An 18,062-nucleotide genomic window follows, 5' to 3' on the forward strand; every position below is an offset into this window, starting at 1 on the left:
CGGGCCTCACCAGGCGAGACATCTCGAACGCCGTGAGGCAGGGCCGCCTCATCCGCCTTCGTCTGGGGCGATACGCCCCCGAACACACCCCGGAAATCTTCGTCGACGCCGCACGGTGGGGCGGTCGCGTCGACTGCATCTCGTTGCTGGCACACCTCGGAGTCTTCGTTCACACGCATGACGGTCCGCACGTCCAGATCGATCGGCACGCGACGCGTTTGCCGCCGCGGCCCGCCCGCGTTCGTTGCCACTGGCGAACGTCGTCTGCGCCCGCCACGTCGCTGGCTGTCGAGGTGGAGGAGGCGTTGGCACAGGCGGTCCTGTGCCAACCGGCGCGGCATGCCATCGCCACGCTCGACAGCGCCTGGCATCTCGGCGTGGTGGATGTCGACGGCATCAACGAGGTGTTCCGGCGTCTGCCGCGCACGTTCCAGGTGCTGCGGACGCTGCTGGACCCTCGCAGTGAAGCAGGAGTCGAGACGCTCGTCAGACTGATCCTGCGCACGCTCGGTCATCGAGCCGAGTTGCAGGTCGTCATCGAGGGAGTGGGCAGGGTCGACCTCCTGGTGGACGGTTGGCTCATCGTGGAGTGCGACAGCCGACAGTTCCACTCCGGCTGGGAGTCTCACGTTCGCGACCGGCGCCGCGACGCCGCGGCCCTGGCGCAGGGCTACTGCACGGTCCGCCTCCTCGCGGTAGACGTCCTCTCGCGCCCTGACGCCGTCCGCCTCCAGCTCCAGGACATCCTCGACCGCGGCCCGGCCGTCCCGCGCTCCGGAGGATCGGGGCGTCGTCCGCGAATCGACGCACGACCACGCCGCCCTACTTGGCTTTGATCCGGAGCGCGGACCGCCCGCAGCGCGCAACGACACGCGACGCACCGCCAGACCTGCTCGGGGGCCAGCTCACGCGGGCGGTCCCGCGCTCCGGAAGAACGCGGGCTCGCAGACCCCTCACGCAAGACCCAAGCCGTTCAAGCGGTCGAGATCCGGAGCGCGGGACCAAGAGACGCGGGAACCACCGCGCGCCCGGCCGGTCAGCGCTGGAAGCCCTCCGAGATGATCTCGATGAGCTCCTCGCGCTCCTCCACCGGCAGGAACGCACCCGCGGCGGCGTTGAGCTGGAACGCCTCGAGGTCGTCGAGGCCGTAGTCGAACGCCTGGGCCAGCAGGCCCAGCTCCCGCGTGAGGGTGGTGGCGCTCATGAGCCGGTTGTCGACGTTCACCGTCACCGAGAAGTCGAGCTGGTACAGCAGGTCGAAGGGGTGGGCGTCCATCGTGTCGCCCCACGCCGTGACCGCACCGCTCTGCAGGTTCGACGTCGGCGACAGCTCGAGCGTGATCTCCCGGTCGCGCACCCAGCGCGCCAGGTCACCGAACGTGACCTGCACCTCCTCGCCCTCGCGCGAGACGACATCGAGGTCGTTGGCGATGCGCACGCCGTGGCCGAGGCGGAGCGCCCGTCCATCGAGAAGCGCCGAGCGGATGGATGCCAGACCCGCCCCCTCGCCGGCGTGCACGGTCGTGGGGAAGAACTGCTCGGCGAGATAGTCGAACGCCGCGCGGTGGCGAGACGGCAGGAAGCCGTCCTCGGCCCCGGCGAGGTCGAAGCCGACCACGCCGCGGCCGCGCCACGAGACGGCCAGCTCGGCGATCTCGCGCGATTTGTCGGTGTGGCGCATGGCGGTCAGCAACTGCCCCACCCGGATGTCATGCCCGCGGGCGTCGGCGGCGTCCTCGCCCTCTTCGATGCCCTCCTGCACGGCATCCACGACCTCGTCGAGGCTCAGTCCTCGCGTGAGGTGCTGCTCGGGCGCCCAGCGCACCTCGCCGTACACGACGCCGTCGGCGGCGAGGTCTTCGACGAACTCCTTGGCGACGCGCACGAGGCCCTCGCGGGTCTGCATGACCCCCACCGTGACGTCGAACTTCGCGAGGTAGTCCTCGAGCGACCCGCCGTCGATGTGGTCGGAGAACCAGGCCTCGAGCCCCTTCGCGTCGTCGGCGGGCAGGTCGAGGTCGATCTCGTCGGCCAGCTCGAGCACCGTCTGCGGACGCAGGCCGCCGTCGAGGTGGTCGTGCAGCGACACCTTGGGCAGGTTCTTCACCTTCACGCCCTCGATGCGGAAATCGTCGGTGGCCATGGTGCTCCTTTTTCCGGATGCCATCACGCGGTGATGCGTTCGCGTACGAGGCGGGATGCCTCGGGGGCGGTGTCGCCGATCTCCCATGCCCCGTCGACGGCGTCGAGCGCGCGCGCGAAGCGCGTCTCATCATCGGCCGACAGGGTGAACAGCGGCTGACCGGCCGTCACCGCTTGGCCGACCGTGACGTGCAGGTCGATGCCCGCGGCGTGCACGACGGCGTCCTCGGCCCGCGCGCGGCCGGCGCCCAGGCGCCACGCCCCGATGCCGAAGGGCAGCGCCTCGACGCGCGTCACGACGCCGGAGCGGTCGGCGACGACCGTGTGCGTCTCGCGCGGCGTGGGCAGAGCGGCATCCGGGTCGCCGTCCTGCGCGCGGATCATGCGCTTCCACACATCCATCGCGCGGCCGTCGGCGAGCGCCGCCTCGACGTCGGCGTCGGGCTGACCGGCGAGGGTCAGCATCTCGCGCGCGAGGGCGACGGTGAGCTCGACGACATCGGCGGGGCCGCCGCCGGCGAGCACCTCGACCGACTCGCGCACCTCGTTGGCATTGCCGATCGCGAGGCCGAGCGGGGTGTTCATGTCGGTCAGCAGAGCCGTGGTGTTCACGCCCGAGTCGGTGCCGAGCGCCACCATCGTCTCGGCGAGCTCACGCGCGCGGTCGATGTCCTGCATGAACGCGCCGGAGCCGAACTTCACGTCGAGCACGAGCGAGTCGGTTCCCTCGGCGATCTTCTTCGACATGATGCTCGACGCGATCAGCGGGATGGCCTCGACCGTGCCCGTGACATCGCGCAACGCGTACAGCTTCTTGTCGGCGGGGGCCAGGCCCGTGCCGGCGGCGCAGATCACCGCACCCACGTCGCGCAACTGCGCCATGATCTCATCGTTCGACAGGGCGGCGCGCCATCCCGGGATCGACTCGAGCTTGTCCAGCGTGCCACCGGTGTGGCCGAGGCCACGACCCGACAGCTGCGGCACGGCGACCCCGAACGACGCCACGAGCGGCGCGAGGGGCAGCGTGATCTTGTCGCCCACGCCTCCGGTGGAGTGCTTGTCGACGGTGACCTTGCCGAGGGAGGAGAAGTCCATGCGCTCGCCCGAGGCGATCATCGCGTCGGTGAGCACGCGGATCTGGTCCCGCCCGAGTCCGTTCAGCAGCACCGCCATGGTGAACGCCGACATCTGCGCGTCCATGACGTAGCCGCGCGTGTACGCGTCCACCAGCCAGCGGATCTCGCCCTCGGTGATCGGGCGTCCGTCGCGCTGCGCGCGGATGATGTCGACCGCGTCGAACTGTTCCGTCATCGCGCGGCCTCCTCGAGGTCACGGGGTCCGAACGCGTCGGGCAGCACCTCGTCGATGGTGCGGATGCCGCTGACGGTCTCGAGCAGCATCCCCGGGATCGCGTGCTCGAACAGCAGCTGACGGCAGCGTCCGCAGGGCATGAGCGTGCGCCCCTCGCCGTCGACGCAGACGAACGCGACCAGCTGGCCCCCGCCCGACATGTGCAGCTCGGACACCAGCCCGCACTCGGCGCACAGCCCCACCCCGTACGAGGCGTTCTCGACGTTGCATCCCGAGACGATGCGCCCGTCGGCGACGAGAGCGGCGGCACCCACCTTGAAACGTGAGTAGGGCGCGTACGCGCGGTGCATGGCGTCGGTGGCGGCGACGCGGAGTTCGTCCCAATCGATGTCGGTCATCGTGGAGCAGGGGGTCCTCTCGTGAAGGGGAAGCGGGCCGGATCAGCCCTTGATATAAGGTTTGCCGGCGGCCGCGGGTCCGCGGACCTTTCCGACCAGACCGGCGACGGCGAAGATCGTCACCACGTACGGCAGCATGAGCATGAACTCGCTCGGCACGGGCGACCCGATGACGCCGAGGGTGTTCTGCAGGTTCGAGGCGAAGCCGAACAGCAGCGCCGCGAGGGTCGCGCGGATGGGATCCCACTGACCGAAGATCACGGCCGCGAGGGCGATGTACCCGGCGCCGGCCGTCATCTCTTTGTTGAAGGCGCCGACGGAGCCCAGGGTGAAGAACGCACCCCCGAGTCCGGCGATCGCGCCGCCGAGCGAGACGTTCCAGAAGCGCGTCTTGGCGATGTTGATGCCGACGGTGTCGGCCGCCTGCGGATGCTCGCCCACGGCACGCAGCCGCAGACCCCAACGCGTGTGGAACAGCCCCACGTAGACAGCCGCGACCGTGACGTACATCAGATAGACGATGACGGTCTGGTTGAACAGCATCGGCCCGATCACCGGGATGTCCGCGAGCACGGGGATCGGCAAGCGAGGAAAGCGCGGCGGCGAGTTGAGCGTCTCGGCGTGCGGGGCGAGCAGTTGCGAGAACAGGAAGCTCGTCAGACCGACCACCAGCACGTTCAGCACGACGCCGACGATGACCTGGTCGACGAAGTACTTGATCGCGAACGCGGCGAGCACGAACGACACCAGCACCCCTGAGACGCCCGCCGCGAGCAGGCCGATGAACGAGTTGCCGGTCGCGGTGGCGACGATCGCCGAGGTGAAGGCGCCCGCGAGCAGCTGGCCCTCGATCGCGATGTTCACGACGCCGACGCGCTCACTGAGCACCCCGGCCATGGCGCCGAAGATGAGCGGGACCGACAGACTCAGGCCGCCCGCGAGCAGGCCCGTCAGCGGGATGACGGCGGTGGTGGCGCCTGCCGCAGCCCAGGTGAGGAAGCCGACCATGAACACGACGGCGAACACCACGGCCAGCCAGAGCGACGGACGACGGTGCGCGCGCACCAGCAGCACGCTCGCCACCGTGATGAGAGCGAGCAGCACCGTGCACACGGCACCGGTCACGACACCACCGAGCACGACCTCGGGCAGCTGGATGAACTCGCCCGGGCTGGAGATGCGGAACACCGCGTCACCGTCCTGACGGGCGACGACGAACAGCACGGCGGCCAGCACCGTGATGACGCCGTAGACGATGGGTGCCTTCCAGCTGACGACGACGGCCGTGTCGAGGGCCTCCGGCGCCTCGTGCTGCGCGGCAGTGGTGCTCACCGGGCCGCCTCCTTCTTCTTGGCGGTGCGGGGCGCGCCCGGGGCGGGTAGACGGAAGATCGCGCGAACGAGCGGCGGGGCGGCGATGAACAGCACGATGAGCGACTGCACGACGAGCACGATGTCGATGGGCACACCGTTGGCGGCCTGCATCGCGAACCCGCCCGCTTTGAACGCTCCGAACAGGATGCCGGCGACGAGCACGCCGACCGGGGTGGAGCGCCCGAGCAGCGCGACGGTGATGGCGTCGAAGCCGATGCCCGCGTCGATCCCACTGGAGAATCCGGTGGTCACCGTGCCGAGCACCTGGTCGACGCCGGCGAGACCGACGAGGCCGCCCGAGATGAGCATGGCGTAGACGTACATCGACTTCACGTTGATGCCGGCCGCGCGTGCCGCGTGGGGGTTGAGTCCCACGGCGCGGAAGCGGAAGCCGAGCGCGGAGCGTTCGAGGATCCACCAGACGACGACGACCGACACGATCGACAGGATGAAACCGAAGTGCAGGTTGTATCCCGAGCCCAGCAGGTCGGGGAACACCGCGGTGTCCTTCATCGGCGGGGTCGTGGGGTTGTTCGACCCCGGCGCCTGCAGCAGACCGGGCGTACGCAGCAGGTAGTACACGATGTAGAACGCGACGTAGTTCAGCATGATCGTCACGATGACCTCGTGCGCGCCGGTCCGGGCCTTCAGCACGCCCGCGATGCCGGCCCACACCGCTCCGGCGGCGACGCCGGCGACGAGGGCGACCAGCATGTGGATGCCCCAGGGCAGGTCGAACGCGAAGGCGACCCAGCCGCCCGCCGCGGCGGCGACGAGCATCTGGCCGCGACCGCCGATGTTGAACATGCCGACGCGGAACGCGAGCGCCACGCCGAGACCGGCCGCGATGAGCGGCGTGGCGAACGTGAGCGTCTCGGTCAGGGGACGGATGCCGGTGGCGAATTCCGGGCGGCGGAAGTTGTAGATCGCGCCCTGGAAGAACGACGAGTACGCGCCGGACACGGACTGCCAGATGGCGGCGAGGAGGTCGCCGGGACGGGCGAAGAAGTACCCGGCCGCCGTCTGGACGCTCTCGTCGGTCGCCGCGATCATGATCGCGCCGACGAGGAGGGCCAGGATGACCGCCAGCACCGAGATGATGGCGTTGCCCGTGGCGATCTCGCGGAACGCGCGGCGCCACCGGTTCTCGTCGTCGGCGGGTGCCGGTGCGACGACGCGCGCGCCGGCGGCCGGGTCGACGGCCGAGGCGCCCTCCAGGGCGATGTCGGCCTGGCCCGCCCCGGTGACCTCGGCGGCCCGATCGGCGCGGGAGACGTTCGGGTCGTGCGGGCTGTGCGGATCGCTCACGCGGCGACTCCTTCGTTCTGGGGCGCTTCGCCGGCCATCATGAGGCCGAGGACGTCGCGCGAGGTGTCGCCGGGCACGATGCCCACGACGCGACCGCGGTACATGACCATGATGCGGTCGGCCAGGGCGGTGACCTCGTCGAGCTCGGTGGAGACGACGATCACGGGCACGCCGCTGTCGCGCGTCTCGATGACCCGCTTGTGGATGAATTCGATGGAACCCACATCGACGCCGCGCGTGGGCTGGGCGGCGACGAAGAGACGGAGGTCGCGGCTGAGCTCGCGGGCGAGCACGACCTTCTGCTGGTTTCCGCCGGACAGGCGACCGACCGGGGTCTCGATCGACGGCGTGCGCACGTCGAACTCGCTCACCTTCTCGCGCGCGAACGCCGCGAGGGTGGACAACTGGATGGCACCGCCTCTGACGAACGGCGCACCGTCGGCACGGTCGAGCATGAGGTTCTCGGCGATCGAGAACTCCCCCACCAGGCCGTCTTCCTTGCGGTCCTCGGGAACGAACCCGACACCGGCGTCGAGAACGGCGCGGACGCTCCGGCCGTTCAGTTCGGCACCGTCGAGAACGATGGAGCCTTCGACGCGGTCCTGGAGCCCGAGCAGCGCCTCGGTGAGCTCGGTCTGCCCGTTGCCCTGCACACCGGCGATGGCAAGCACCTCACCGCGGCGCACGTCGAAGCTGACGTCGTTGACGACGAGCTGACCGATCGCGTCGACGACGGTGAGGTTCGACACGGCGAGACCCACCTCACCGAGCATCGGCTGCTCCTTCTGCACGGTGAGCTCGACGGCGCGGCCGACCATGAGCGAGGCGAGCTCGGCATTGGAGGCGCGCGGATCGGCCTCGCCGACGACCTTGCCGAGGCGGATGACGGTGATGCGGTCGGCGACCTCGCGCACCTCGCGGAGCTTGTGCGTGATGAAGACGATCGAGGTCCCCGATGCCTTGAGCTGGCGCATGATCGCCATGAGCTCGTCGGTCTCCTGCGGGGTGAGCACGGCCGTGGGCTCGTCGAACACGAGCACCTTGGCATCCCGCGAGAGGGCCTTGATGATCTCGACGCGCTGCTGCACGCCGACCGGCAGGTCGTCGACGAGAGCGTCGGGATCGACGTCGAAGCCGAAGCGGTTGGAGATCTCCGTGACCTTCGCGCGGGCGGCGGCGAGATCGAGGCGGCCGCCGAAACGCGTGGGCTCGTGACCGAGCATCACGTTCTCGGCGACGGTGAAGACGGGGATGAGCATGAAGTGCTGGTGCACCATGCCGATACCGGCGCGCATCGCGTCGCCGGGGCCGGAGAAATGCTGGACGACGTCGTCGAGCAGGATCTCCCCGCCGTCGGCCTGATACAGGCCGTACAGGACGTTCATCAGGGTGGACTTGCCGGCACCGTTCTCGCCGAGCAGGCAGTGGATCTCTCCGGCCTCGACGGTGAGGTCGATGTGATCGTTCGCCACCAGGGATCCGAAGGTTTTCGTGATCCCGCGGAGTTCGAGCTTCATGTTCCCGATCCTAGGTTCTGCGGCGCCGGAGGCGGCAGGCATCCGGCGGGACGACCCGCTTCGTGGGCGGGGCGGTACGAGCGGAGGCGGCGCAACGAGCCACCGTGGTGCGAGGACGGACGCGGATACCCGCCCCGCCATAAGGGAGGGGAGGCCGGCGCGATGCCGGCCTCCCCGGGGGAGTGCGAAGACTCAGCCGGCGAGGTAGGACTCGACGATGATCTTGCCGCTGATGATGTCGGCCTTGAGGGCGTCGATCTTGCTCGTCAGCTCAGCGGGAACACGGTCGGACCAGTCGTGGTACGGCGCGATGCCGACGCCGTCGTTCTCGAGCGTGCCGACGAAGGGCGCGACGTCGAAGTTGCCCTGGCCGGCGGCGACGATGGCGTCCTTGGTGCCCACGTCGATGCCCTTGAGGATCGAGGTCAGCAGCAGGGAGCCGATCGAGGGGTCGGTCTCGAACACGTCGGCGTCGACGCCGACGAGAGCGATCTCGCGACCGGCGTCCTGGATGGCGACGGCGGCCGACTGGTAGATCGGGCCGCCGACCGGCAGCAGCACGTCGACGTTCTGGTCGATGATCGCCTGAGCGGTCTGGCGCGCGGTGTCGTTCGCCTCGAAGCCACCGGTGAACGAACCGTCCTTGGCGGCGCGGTCCCAACCGACCACGCGCACCGAGGTGCCGTTGTCGGCGTTGTACTTCTCGACGCCCTGCGCGAAGCCGTCCATGAAGATCGTGACGGTGGGGATGTTCATGCCACCGAAGGTGCCGACGACGCCGGTCTTCGAGGTGCCCGCGGCGAGGTAGCCGGCGAGGTAGGCCGCCTGAGCGGTGTCGAAGATGATGGGCTTGATGTTGGGCGCATCGGTCTTGCCGTCGAAGTCCTGGTCGACCGTGTCGTCGATCGAGACGTACTCGACCTCGGGGTTGGCCTTGGCGGACTCCAGGGCCGCGGGGGCGAGGAGGAACCCGACGGTGATGATGGTGTTGCAGCCCTGGTCGACGAGGTTCTGCAGGTTGGAAGCGAAGTCGGTCTCGGCCTGCGACTGCACCTCGATGGGCTTCTTCGAGCCGAGCTCGGCGGCGGCCGCGTCGAGGCCCTCCTTGCCGAGCTGGTTGAACGACTTGTCGTCGAACCCGCCCGAGTCCGACACCATGCAGGGCAGGTAGTCGCTGGCGCCGGCGCCGGCCGATGCACCGGTGCTCTCGGGTGCGGCGCCGCAGCCGGCGAGCAGCACGGCCGTGCCGATCATCGCGAGGCCGCTGATGACGGCCTTCTTCGTGGTCTTCACGAATGGTCCTCCAAGACGGATGCCCCCAACGGTTTCGGGGGACGATCCCGTCACGTTACCTAGTGTGACGAACGCCTCACGACCGCCGGGGCACCCCACGCAGCAATGGTTACAAAGCCGCAATCTCGTTCACGTGCCGGCAACAGCGCGCCACACCGTCGCCACACACACGGGGGCGCGGAAGAGACCGGATGCCACGACCTCCGGCATCCAATCTCACAGAACGCCGATCAGAGGACGTCGCCGCGACCCGTCAGCTTGAGCGCATCGACGACGCCCTTCACCCGCTGGGCGTTCTCGGCCGTCGTGACGAGCAGGGCATCGGGGGTGTCGACCACGACGATGTCACGCACCCCGATGAGGCTGATCACGCGCTTGGTCTGTGTGACGACGATGCCACTGGAGGCGTCGGCGAGCACCCGCGCATCCTCACCGAGGATGGCGAGCTCGTTACGACCGTGGGAGTTGAGCTTGGACAGGCTGGCGAAGTCACCCACGTCGTCCCAGTCGAAGTGGCCGGGGATGACGGCCAGGCGCCCCTTCTCGGCGGCCGGCTCGGCAACCGAGTAGTCGATGGCGATCTTCTTCAGGCTCGGCCAGAGGCGGTCGACGGCGGGGCCGCGGCGGTCACGGTCGTCCCACGCCTCGGCGAGCTCGAGCAGCCCCGCGTGCAGTTCCGGCTCGTTGACGGCGAGCTCGGCGAGCAGCACGTCGGCGCGCGTGATGAACATGCCCGCGTTCCAGAGGTAGGCGCGATCCTCGAAGTACTGCTTGGCGGTGTCGAGGTCGGGCTTTTCGACGAAGCGCTCCACCATGTACGCCTCGGGGGCGCCGTCGACGATGAGCTCACCGGCCTGCTTGATGTAGCCGAAGCCGACCGAGGCCTCGCTCGGCTGGATGCCGATCGTGCAGATGTACCCCTCGCGCGCGACGGCGACCGCTTGACGCACCGCGAACTCGAACTGCCGCGTCTGGCGGATGACGTGGTCCGCGGCGAACGACCCGATGATGACGTCGGGCTCGCGGCGCACGAGGATGGCCGCGGCCAGGCCGATCGCGGCCGACGAATCGCGCGGCTCCGATTCGAGGAAGACGTTGTGGTCGGGAACGCCCGGCAACTCGCGCTCGACGGCGGCGCGGTGCGCACGCCCTGTCACGACGGCGATGCGTTCCTCGCCCGACAGCGGGGCGAGGCGGTCCCAGGTGTCGCGCAGCAGGGTCTGCCCCGACCCCGTCAGGTCGTGCAGGAACTTCGGCGCGTCGGCGCGCGAGAGCGGCCAGAGGCGGCTGCCGATCCCTCCGGCAGGAATCACGGCGTAGAAATCGTCGATAGCGGAGTCGGCCATGGCTCCGACCATAGTGGGCGCGGGCCGCATCGCCCGTACGGAAGAGGGATGCCACCGAGCGGGTGAACGGGAGGCGGCCCACGGCATCGGATCCCGGCATCCGATTTATCTCGACGTCGAGAGAGTGTTAGGCGCCCCTAATCCCCGCCGTTCATAGGCCGGACGTAGTATTCAGTGGCGCCCGTGTGACGCTCGGGGCCTGGCGCCCCACACCGTGTTCGATCAGGGAGGACGACCGTGTCAGCACCAGCACGTGCCACGCCGTCGGTGAAAGAGACCACCTCGAAGAGACCTCGCGGCACGCTGTACCGTGGTCGCGAGGGAATGTGGTCATGGGTGCTTCACCGCATCACCGGGGTGGCCATCTTCTTCTTCCTTCTCGTGCACGTCCTCGACACGGCGCTCATCCGCGTCTCGCCCGAGGCGTACGACGCCGTCATCGGCACGTACAAGAACCCCGTGATGGGACTCGGCGAGGTCGCTCTGGTCGGAGCGATCGCTTATCACGCCTTCAACGGCCTGCGCATCATCCTCGTGGACTTCTGGCCCTGGGCCACCCGTCACCAGCGTCAGCTGTGGTGGGGCGTGCTGGGACTCTGGGTCGTCACGATGGCCGGGTTCACCCCGCGCCACCTCATCAACGTCTTCAGCGCCGTCACCGGGAGCCACTGATGTCCGTCGCACAGGATGCCGCCACGATTCCCGCCCCGCGCACGCCGAGCGTGCGGAAGAAGGGCTCCAACCTCGAAAAGTGGGGCTGGATCTACATGCGCGCCTCCGGCGTGCTGCTGATCGTCCTGATCTTCGGCCACCTGTTCGTCAACCTGATGACGGGCGACGGCATCCACCAGATCGACTTCGCCTTCGTCGCGGGCAAGCTCGCTTCACCCTTCTGGCAGTGGTGGGACGTGCTGATGCTGTGGCTGGCCCTCATCCACGGCGCCAACGGCATGCGCACGATCGTGAACGACTACGTCACGAACGCCACGATCCGCAAAGTCCTCGTGTGGTCGCTGTGGCTGTCGGCCGGGTTCCTCATCCTGCTCGGCACCCTCGTGGTCTTCACGTTCGACCCCTGCCTCGGCGTGACCGAGAGCAGCAGCCTGTGGGACGTGTGCCAGGCGGCGTAAGCCCGCGGCATCCCTTCTCTCCCCTGACACCAGAGGTATCGCACACGTGAGCACTCAGACTTCCTCGGACTCGATCGTCAAGGACGGCGTCCACTACCACCAGTTCGACGTCGTGATCGTCGGCGCCGGCGGCGCGGGCATGCGCGCGGCGATCGAGGCCGGCCCCGGCGCGAAGACCGCCGTGATCTCGAAGCTCTACCCCACCCGCTCGCACACCGGTGCGGCGCAGGGCGGCATGGCGGCGGCCCTCGCCAACGTGGAAGAGGACTCGTGGGAGTGGCACACCTTCGACACCATCAAGGGCGGCGACTACCTCGTCGACCAGGATGCCGCGGAGATCCTCGCCAAAGAGGCCATCGACGCCGTGATCGACCTCGAGAACATGGGCCTGCCGTTCAACCGCACGCCCGAGGGCAAGATCGACCAGCGCCGTTTCGGCGGCCACACGGCCGATCACGGCAAGACCCCCGTGCGCCGCGCGTGCTACGCCGCCGACCGCACGGGCCACATGATCCTGCAGACGCTGTTCCAGAACTGCGTCAAGCTCGGCATCAACTTCTTCAACGAGTTCTACGTGCTCGACCTCATCACGGTGAAGGATGCCGCGGGCAAGACGCAGGTCGCCGGCGTCGTCGCCTACGACCTCGCCACCGGCGAGCTGCACGTGTTCCAGTCCAAGGCCGTGATCTTCGCCACCGGCGGCTTCGGCAAGATCTTCAAGACCACCTCCAACGCCCACACCCTCACCGGTGACGGCGTCGGCATCGTGTGGCGCAAGGGCCTCCCCCTGGAGGACATGGAGTTCTTCCAGTTCCACCCCACCGGCCTCGCCGGTCTCGGCATCCTGCTCACCGAGGGCGCCCGCGGTGAGGGCGCGATCCTGCGCAACGCCAGCGGTGAGCGCTTCATGGAGCGCTACGCCCCCACCATCAAAGACCTCGCGCCTCGCGACATCGTCGCCCGCTGCATGGTGCAGGAGGTGGCCGAGGGCCGCGGCGCCGGTCCCCACCGCGATTACGTGCTGCTGGACTGCACGCACCTGGGCGCCGAGGTGCTCGAGACCAAGCTCCCCGACATCACCGAGTTCGCGCGCACCTACCTGGGTGTCGACCCGGTCGTCGAGCCCGTGCCGGTCATGCCGACCGCGCACTACGCGATGGGCGGCATCCCCACCAACATCAAGGCCGAGGTGCTCGCCGACAACGACACCGTCGTTCCGGGCCTGTACGCCGCCGGTGAGTGCGCGTGCGTCTCGGTGCACGGCTCGAACCGCCTGGGCACCAACTCGCTGCTCGACATCAACGTCTTCGGCAAGCGCGCCGGCCGCAACGCCGTCGAGTACGTCAAGACCGCCGACTTCGTGCCGCTGCCCGAAGACCCCGCCGCCGAGGTGCGCGGCCTCATCGAGGGCCTGCGCAACAACAGCGGCACCGAGCGCATCGCGGTGCTGCGCAAGACCCTGCAGGACGAGATGGACAAGGGCGCGCAGGTGTTCCGCACGCACGAGTCCCTCGCCCACGTCATGGACGTGATCGCGGACCTGCGCGAGCGCTACAAGAACATCCACGTCGACGACAAGGGCAAGCGGTTCAACACCGACCTGCTCGAGGCCGTCGAACTCGGCTTCCTGCTCGACCTCGCCGAGGTCGTCGTCTACTCGGCGCAGAACCGCGAAGAGAGCCGTGGTGGTCACATGCGCGACGACTTCCCGACGCGCGACGACGAGAAGTACATGCAGCACACCATGGCGTACCTGTCGGGCGACCCCCACTCGTCGCACCCGGCCGATCACATCGAGCTCGGCTGGAAGCCCGTGGTGTTCACCAAGAACGAGGCCGGGGAGCTGCGCTACCCGCCGCTGGAGAGGAAGTACTGAGATGGCATCCACCGTTCTCGACACCACCGACGTCTCCGACGAGGTCGAGCAGACCCCGGAGGACACCGGCATCCAGTCGTTCCTCGTCACCTTCAACATCCGCCGTTTCGACCCCGAGGTCGACGACGAGCCGCGCTGGGTCGACTACGACGTGGAGCTGTACTCCACAGACCGCGTGCTCGACGCGCTGCACAAGATCAAGTGGGAGACCGACGGCTCGCTGTCGTTCCGCCGCTCGTGCGCGCACGGCATCTGCGGATCGGATGCCATGCGCATCAACGGCCGCAACCGCCTGGCCTGCAAGACGCTGATCAAGGATCTCGACATCTCGCAGCCGATCTACGTCGAGGCGATCAAGGGCCTGCCGCTCGAGAAGGACCTCATCGTCGACATGGAGCCGTTCTTCGCCTCCTACCGCGAGGTGCAGCCCTTCCTCATCTCGAACTCGAAGCCCGAGCCGGGCAAGGAGCGCATCCAGTCGATCGTCGACCGCGAGGTGTTCGACGACACCACCAAGTGCATCCTGTGCGCCGCATGCACCTCGTCGTGCCCGGTGTTCTGGACCGACGGGCAGTACTTCGGCCCCGCCGCGATCGTCAACGCGCACCGCTTCATCTTCGACTCGCGTGACGACGCCGGAGATGTGCGCCTCGACATCCTCAACGACAAAGAGGGCGTGTGGCGCTGCCGCACGACCTTCAACTGCACCGAGGCGTGCCCCCGCGGCATCGAGGTCACCAAGGCCATCGCCGAGGTCAAGCAGGCCGTCCTCCGCGGCGGTCGCTGACCCCTCCCTCTCGAACGGCGGGTGCGCTTCGGCGCCTCGCCGTTCGGCGTTTCGCGTCTGCGCGGAGCCGAGGAGCGCCGCATCCATTCATTAGGCTCGACGCGTGACCGAGAGCCGCCACGATCCCCGCCCGCTCCCCGGGGCCGACGAGGACGAGCGTACGCTCCGCGATCGTTTCGAGGCCGCACACTCGGCGGTGCGCGAACGCCTCGACGAGCCGCTCGCCCGGGCCGCCAAAGTCGTGCAGTGGTTCCCGATCCGGGTGTGGCGGCATTTCCTGCAGCACAACGGCTTCCTGCTCGCCGCCGGCATGAGCTACCAGGGCATTTTCGCGGTGTTCTCGGCCCTCTACCTGTCGTTCGCCGCCGTCGGGATCTGGCTCGGCGGGAGCAGACAAGCGATCGACGGCCTGATCAGCATCGTCAACAGCTACATCCCGGGCCTCATCAGCAAGCACGGCCTCGTCCAGCCCGACAAGGTCGAATCGGTCGCGCAGGAAAGCGGCAAGCTGCTGGGGATCACGGGAAGCGTGGCGGCGATCGTCGTCATCTGGACGGCGATCGGCTTCGTCACCTTCACGCGCCGCGCCGTGCGCGATACCTTCGGCCTTCCGTTCGACATGCGCAACTACGTGCTGCTGAAGGCGCGTGATTTCGTCGCATCCGCGCTGTTCGGCTTCGCGTTGCTGGTCGGCGCCCTGCTCGGCTCGGTCACCACCGGCGCGGTGGACCTGCTCTTCGAGTTCCTCGGCTGGGACAAGGAGACACCCGGGTGGACGATCGGGGCGCGCACGGTGTCGGCTGTCATCGCCTTCGGCGTCAACACGGTCGCCCTGGCGGCGTTGTTCCGCTTCCTGACCGGTACCACGCTCACGTGGCGCCGAACATGGCCGGGCGCCCTCGTCGGGGCCGGCGGGATGGTGGTGCTGCAGATCGGGGCCGGTTTCCTGCTCGTCTACACTCCGACGAACCCGCTCCTGGGCACGTTCACGGCGTTGATCGGTTTTCTGCTGTGGTTCCGCCTGATCGGCATCGTGATCCTGGTCTCGGCCGCCTGGATCGCGGTGGCCGCGGGCGATCGTGACGTGCCGCTGCGCTCCCCCGAGGATCGTCGGGCGATGGAGCAGGCGGCACTCGTGATCGCGGCGGAGGTGGGCGTGCGCGAAGCGCGCGAGGCTGCGGCGCTCGCCCGCTGGCCGTGGCGCTGGCGAGCTCGCCGCCGATTGGTGGCCGCCGAGAAGGCGCTCGCGAGCGCGCGAGCGGCCCTGCCCGCGCCACGCCGCTCGACGCTGCTGCCCGACTGATCGAACCCCTCACCGCGCAACGGCTCCGTCGTCGAGAGGGCCGATGTCGGAGGCCGCAGTTAGGCTCGTCGCGTGGCTCGTTCCGTACGCATCGTCTCCGTCAACGTCAATGGCATCCGTGCCGCCGTCCGCAAGGGCATGACCGAATGGCTCGACACCTCGGGCGCCGACATCGTCGCCCTGCAAGAGGTGCGCGCGAGCGCCGATCAGCTGGCTGAGGCCGTGCCCGGGTGGCAGATCGTCAACGACGAGGCACTGCAGAAGGGGCGAGCCGGCGTAGCGATCATCAGCCGTCTGCCCGGCGTCGAGACCCGCACGCATCTCGGGCCCGAGCCGCTCGACGCGTCGGGACGGTGGATCGAGACCGACTTCGACATCGACGGCGAGACCATCACCGTCGTCAGCGCCTACGTGCACAGCGGCGAAGTCGACACCCCCAAGCAAGACGCGAAGTGGCTCTTCCTCGATGCCATGGAGCGCCGGCTCGCCGAGCTCGGCGCCTCCACCGAGCTGGCCGTCGTCATGGGCGACCTGAACGTCGGCCACCGTGAGCTCGACATCAAGAACTGGCGCGGCAACCGCAAGAACGCGGGTTTCCTCCCCCGCGAACGGGCGTACTTCGACAGGTTCTTCGGCCCCGCCGGCGCACAGGTCGAGGGCGTCGACGGGTCCACGGGCACAGGCCTCGGATGGGTGGACGTCGGACGCCGCCACGCGGGCGAGGTCGAGGGGCCGTATACGTGGTGGTCGATGCGCGGAAAAGCGTTCGACAACGACTCGGGCTGGCGGATCGACTATCACGTCGTCACTCCCGGCCTGGCCGAGCGCGTCACCGACTACCGCGTCGACCGCGCGCCGTCATACGACACCCGGTGGAGCGATCACTCCCCCGTCATCGTCGACTACACCCTCGGCCGCGCCTGAACGCTCGCGCATCACGGTGCATGCTGTGAGCGACGCCTAGGATCGAGGGGTGACTCAGCAGCGCCTCTACTCCGGAATGCAGCCCTCCGCCGACAGCCTCCAGATCGGCAACTACATCGGGGCTCTCCTGCAGTGGCGTCAGCTGCAAGACGAGTACGACGCGTTCTTCTCGGTCGTCGATCTTCACGCATTGACCCAGCCGGGCGACCCCGCCGAGCGGCGCGAGAAAACCCGCCGCACCGCGGCGCAGTACATCGCCGCGGGCATCGAGCCCTCGCGCTCGACGCTCTACGTGCAGTCGCACGTGCCGGCCCACGCCGAGCTGCAGTGGGTGCTCTCGACGCTGACCGGCTTCGGCGAGGCCGGGCGCATGACCCAGTTCAAAGACAAGTCGGCCCGCTACGGCGCGGATGCCACCAACGTCGGCCTCTTCACCTACCCGGTGCTGATGGCCGCCGACATCCTGCTCTACCAGACCGACGTGGTGCCCGTCGGCGACGACCAGAAGCAGCACATCGAGCTGACGCGCGACCTGGCCGAGCGCTTCAACCAGCGCTTCGGCGAGACCTTCACGATGCCGAAGCCGATGATCCAGCGCGAGACCGCGCGCATCTACGACCTGCAGAACCCGACGTCGAAGATGTCGAAGTCGGCCGAGTCCGACGCGGGTGTGCTGTGGATGCTCGACGAGCCGAAGGCGAGCGCCAAGAAGATCATGCGCGCCGTCACCGACTCCGAGGGCTCCGTGCGCTTCGACCGAGATGCCAAGCCCGGTGTCTCCAACCTGCTCGTCATCTACTCGGCGCTGACCGGCCGCGAGATCACGGCGATCGAGGACGAGTACGCGGGCCGCGGGTACGGCGACTTCAAGAAGGGTCTCGCCGAGGTGGTCGTCAACGAGTTCGAGCCGGTGCGCGAGCGCGCGCTCGAGCTGCTCGCCGACCCCGCCGAGCTGGACCGCGTGCTGGCCGTGAATGCCGGCAAGGCGGCGGCGGTCGCCGAGAAGACCCTCGCCGACGTGTACGACCGCATCGGTCTGCTGCGCCGCGGCTGACCTGCCCTTCCGACGCCCGCGGCCTCCCGGTCGCGGGCGTCGCTGTTGGCCGGCCGCCCGCGCACAACTCCTGCAGAACCGCACATCGTGGCGCCGCCGCGCCTTTCGGGTCCGGTGCAGCAGGAGTTGTGCTCGACGTCCGACCCTCTCGCCGCCCAGAACCCCGCCGACGCCCGCCCGGGCGTGTGGTCGGGCGCTGCGGCTGGTGGGGGCGGCCCGGCGGGGTGGGGGCGGCCCGGCGCTGCGGCCCAGCCCGGCGGGGCGGGGCGGGGGCCCACCTCGGGCACGGCTCCTGCAAAT

16 protein-coding genes are annotated in these 18,062 nt (G+C 68.9%); 8 read left to right on the forward strand and 8 right to left on the reverse strand.

Features of this window, described 5'->3' with window-relative positions; all coding sequences use genetic code 11:
* Positions 1-305 precede the first annotated feature (305 nt).
* A complete protein-coding gene (locus tag QE412_RS07905) occupies positions 306-836 on the forward strand; it encodes an endonuclease domain-containing protein (protein ID WP_307481975.1) in 531 nt (176 codons plus the stop codon).
* A gap of 200 nt (positions 837-1,036) precedes the next feature.
* Here QE412_RS07905 and QE412_RS07910 read toward each other — a convergent pair whose 3' ends face one another.
* The 8 genes from QE412_RS07910 to QE412_RS07945 form a co-directional block, all read right to left on the reverse strand.
* Positions 1,037-2,143 (reverse strand): adenosine deaminase, encoded by a 1,107-nt coding sequence (locus QE412_RS07910; protein ID WP_307481977.1) that lies wholly within the window; start codon positions 2,141-2,143, stop codon positions 1,037-1,039.
* Positions 2,144-2,166: 23 nt separating this feature from the next.
* On the reverse strand, positions 2,167-3,453 hold the full coding sequence (locus tag QE412_RS07915) for a thymidine phosphorylase (protein WP_307481980.1): 1,287 nt from the start codon (positions 3,451-3,453) through the stop codon (positions 2,167-2,169).
* Complete coding sequence (locus QE412_RS07920; protein WP_307481982.1) at positions 3,450-3,851, reverse strand: cytidine deaminase; 402 nt, start codon at positions 3,849-3,851, stop codon at positions 3,450-3,452. The genes QE412_RS07915 and QE412_RS07920 overlap by 4 nt, the downstream gene beginning before the upstream one ends.
* 42 nt (positions 3,852-3,893) lie before the next feature.
* Complete coding sequence (locus QE412_RS07925; protein WP_307481984.1) at positions 3,894-5,183, reverse strand: ABC transporter permease; 1,290 nt, start codon at positions 5,181-5,183, stop codon at positions 3,894-3,896.
* Positions 5,180-6,532 (reverse strand): ABC transporter permease, encoded by a 1,353-nt coding sequence (locus QE412_RS07930; RefSeq protein ID WP_307481987.1) that lies wholly within the window; start codon positions 6,530-6,532, stop codon positions 5,180-5,182. The genes QE412_RS07925 and QE412_RS07930 overlap by 4 nt, the downstream gene beginning before the upstream one ends.
* Positions 6,529-8,049: an ABC transporter ATP-binding protein gene (locus tag QE412_RS07935; RefSeq protein ID WP_307481989.1), complete on the reverse strand. Its 1,521-nt coding sequence runs from the start codon at positions 8,047-8,049 to the stop codon at positions 6,529-6,531. The genes QE412_RS07930 and QE412_RS07935 overlap by 4 nt, the downstream gene beginning before the upstream one ends.
* Positions 8,050-8,241: 192 nt before the next feature.
* Entirely contained in the window at positions 8,242-9,342 is a 1,101-nt protein-coding gene (locus tag QE412_RS07940) for a BMP family lipoprotein (RefSeq protein WP_307481992.1), read from the reverse strand.
* Between the two features lie 230 nt (positions 9,343-9,572).
* Entirely contained in the window at positions 9,573-10,688 is a 1,116-nt protein-coding gene (locus QE412_RS07945) for a mannose-1-phosphate guanylyltransferase (protein ID WP_307481994.1), read from the reverse strand.
* Between the two features lie 237 nt (positions 10,689-10,925).
* Between QE412_RS07945 and sdhC the strand changes: the two genes are divergently transcribed.
* The 7 genes from sdhC (at position 10,926) to trpS (ending at position 17,762) form a co-directional block, all read left to right on the forward strand.
* Complete coding sequence (gene sdhC / locus QE412_RS07950; RefSeq protein ID WP_307481997.1) at positions 10,926-11,360, forward strand: succinate dehydrogenase, cytochrome b556 subunit; 435 nt, start codon at positions 10,926-10,928, stop codon at positions 11,358-11,360.
* Positions 11,360-11,818: a succinate dehydrogenase hydrophobic membrane anchor subunit gene (locus QE412_RS07955; protein ID WP_307482001.1), complete on the forward strand. Its 459-nt coding sequence runs from the start codon at positions 11,360-11,362 to the stop codon at positions 11,816-11,818. Before sdhC ends, QE412_RS07955 begins: the two co-directional genes overlap by 1 nt.
* Before the next feature lie 46 nt (positions 11,819-11,864).
* Entirely contained in the window at positions 11,865-13,694 is a 1,830-nt protein-coding gene (sdhA, locus tag QE412_RS07960) for a succinate dehydrogenase flavoprotein subunit (protein ID WP_058612984.1), read from the forward strand.
* Position 13,695: 1 nt separating this feature from the next.
* On the forward strand, positions 13,696-14,481 hold the full coding sequence (locus QE412_RS07965) for a succinate dehydrogenase iron-sulfur subunit (RefSeq protein WP_307482004.1): 786 nt from the start codon (positions 13,696-13,698) through the stop codon (positions 14,479-14,481).
* 103 nt (positions 14,482-14,584) lie between these two features.
* A complete protein-coding gene (locus tag QE412_RS07970; RefSeq protein WP_307482006.1) occupies positions 14,585-15,784 on the forward strand; it encodes a YihY/virulence factor BrkB family protein in 1,200 nt (399 codons plus the stop codon).
* Between the two features lie 72 nt (positions 15,785-15,856).
* The gene (locus tag QE412_RS07975; protein WP_307482009.1) at positions 15,857-16,708 is read left to right on the forward strand and encodes an exodeoxyribonuclease III; all 852 of its coding nucleotides are present in this window, start codon (positions 15,857-15,859) and stop codon (positions 16,706-16,708) included.
* A gap of 49 nt (positions 16,709-16,757) precedes the next feature.
* Complete coding sequence (trpS, locus tag QE412_RS07980) at positions 16,758-17,762, forward strand: tryptophan--tRNA ligase (protein ID WP_307482012.1); 1,005 nt, start codon at positions 16,758-16,760, stop codon at positions 17,760-17,762.
* Positions 17,763-18,062 lie beyond the last annotated feature (300 nt).

The sequence above is a fragment of the Microbacterium trichothecenolyticum genome (assembly GCF_030818955.1).
Taxonomy (GTDB): domain Bacteria; phylum Actinomycetota; class Actinomycetes; order Actinomycetales; family Microbacteriaceae; genus Microbacterium; species Microbacterium trichothecenolyticum_B.

Coding starts and splice junctions, on each gene's coding strand:
- QE412_RS07935 (WP_307481989.1), bottom strand. CDS start 8,049: ATGAAGCTCGAACTCCGCGGGATCACGAAAACCTTCGGATCCCTGGTG.
- QE412_RS07915 (WP_307481980.1), bottom strand. CDS start 3,453: ATGACGGAACAGTTCGACGCGGTCGACATCATCCGCGCGCAGCGCGAC.
- QE412_RS07955 (WP_307482001.1), top strand. CDS start 11,360: ATGTCCGTCGCACAGGATGCCGCCACGATTCCCGCCCCGCGCACGCCG.
- QE412_RS07910 (WP_307481977.1), bottom strand. CDS start 2,143: ATGGCCACCGACGATTTCCGCATCGAGGGCGTGAAGGTGAAGAACCTG.
- QE412_RS07965 (WP_307482004.1), top strand. CDS start 13,696: ATGGCATCCACCGTTCTCGACACCACCGACGTCTCCGACGAGGTCGAG.
- QE412_RS07920 (WP_307481982.1), bottom strand. CDS start 3,851: ATGACCGACATCGATTGGGACGAACTCCGCGTCGCCGCCACCGACGCC.
- QE412_RS07945 (WP_307481994.1), bottom strand. CDS start 10,688: ATGGCCGACTCCGCTATCGACGATTTCTACGCCGTGATTCCTGCCGGA.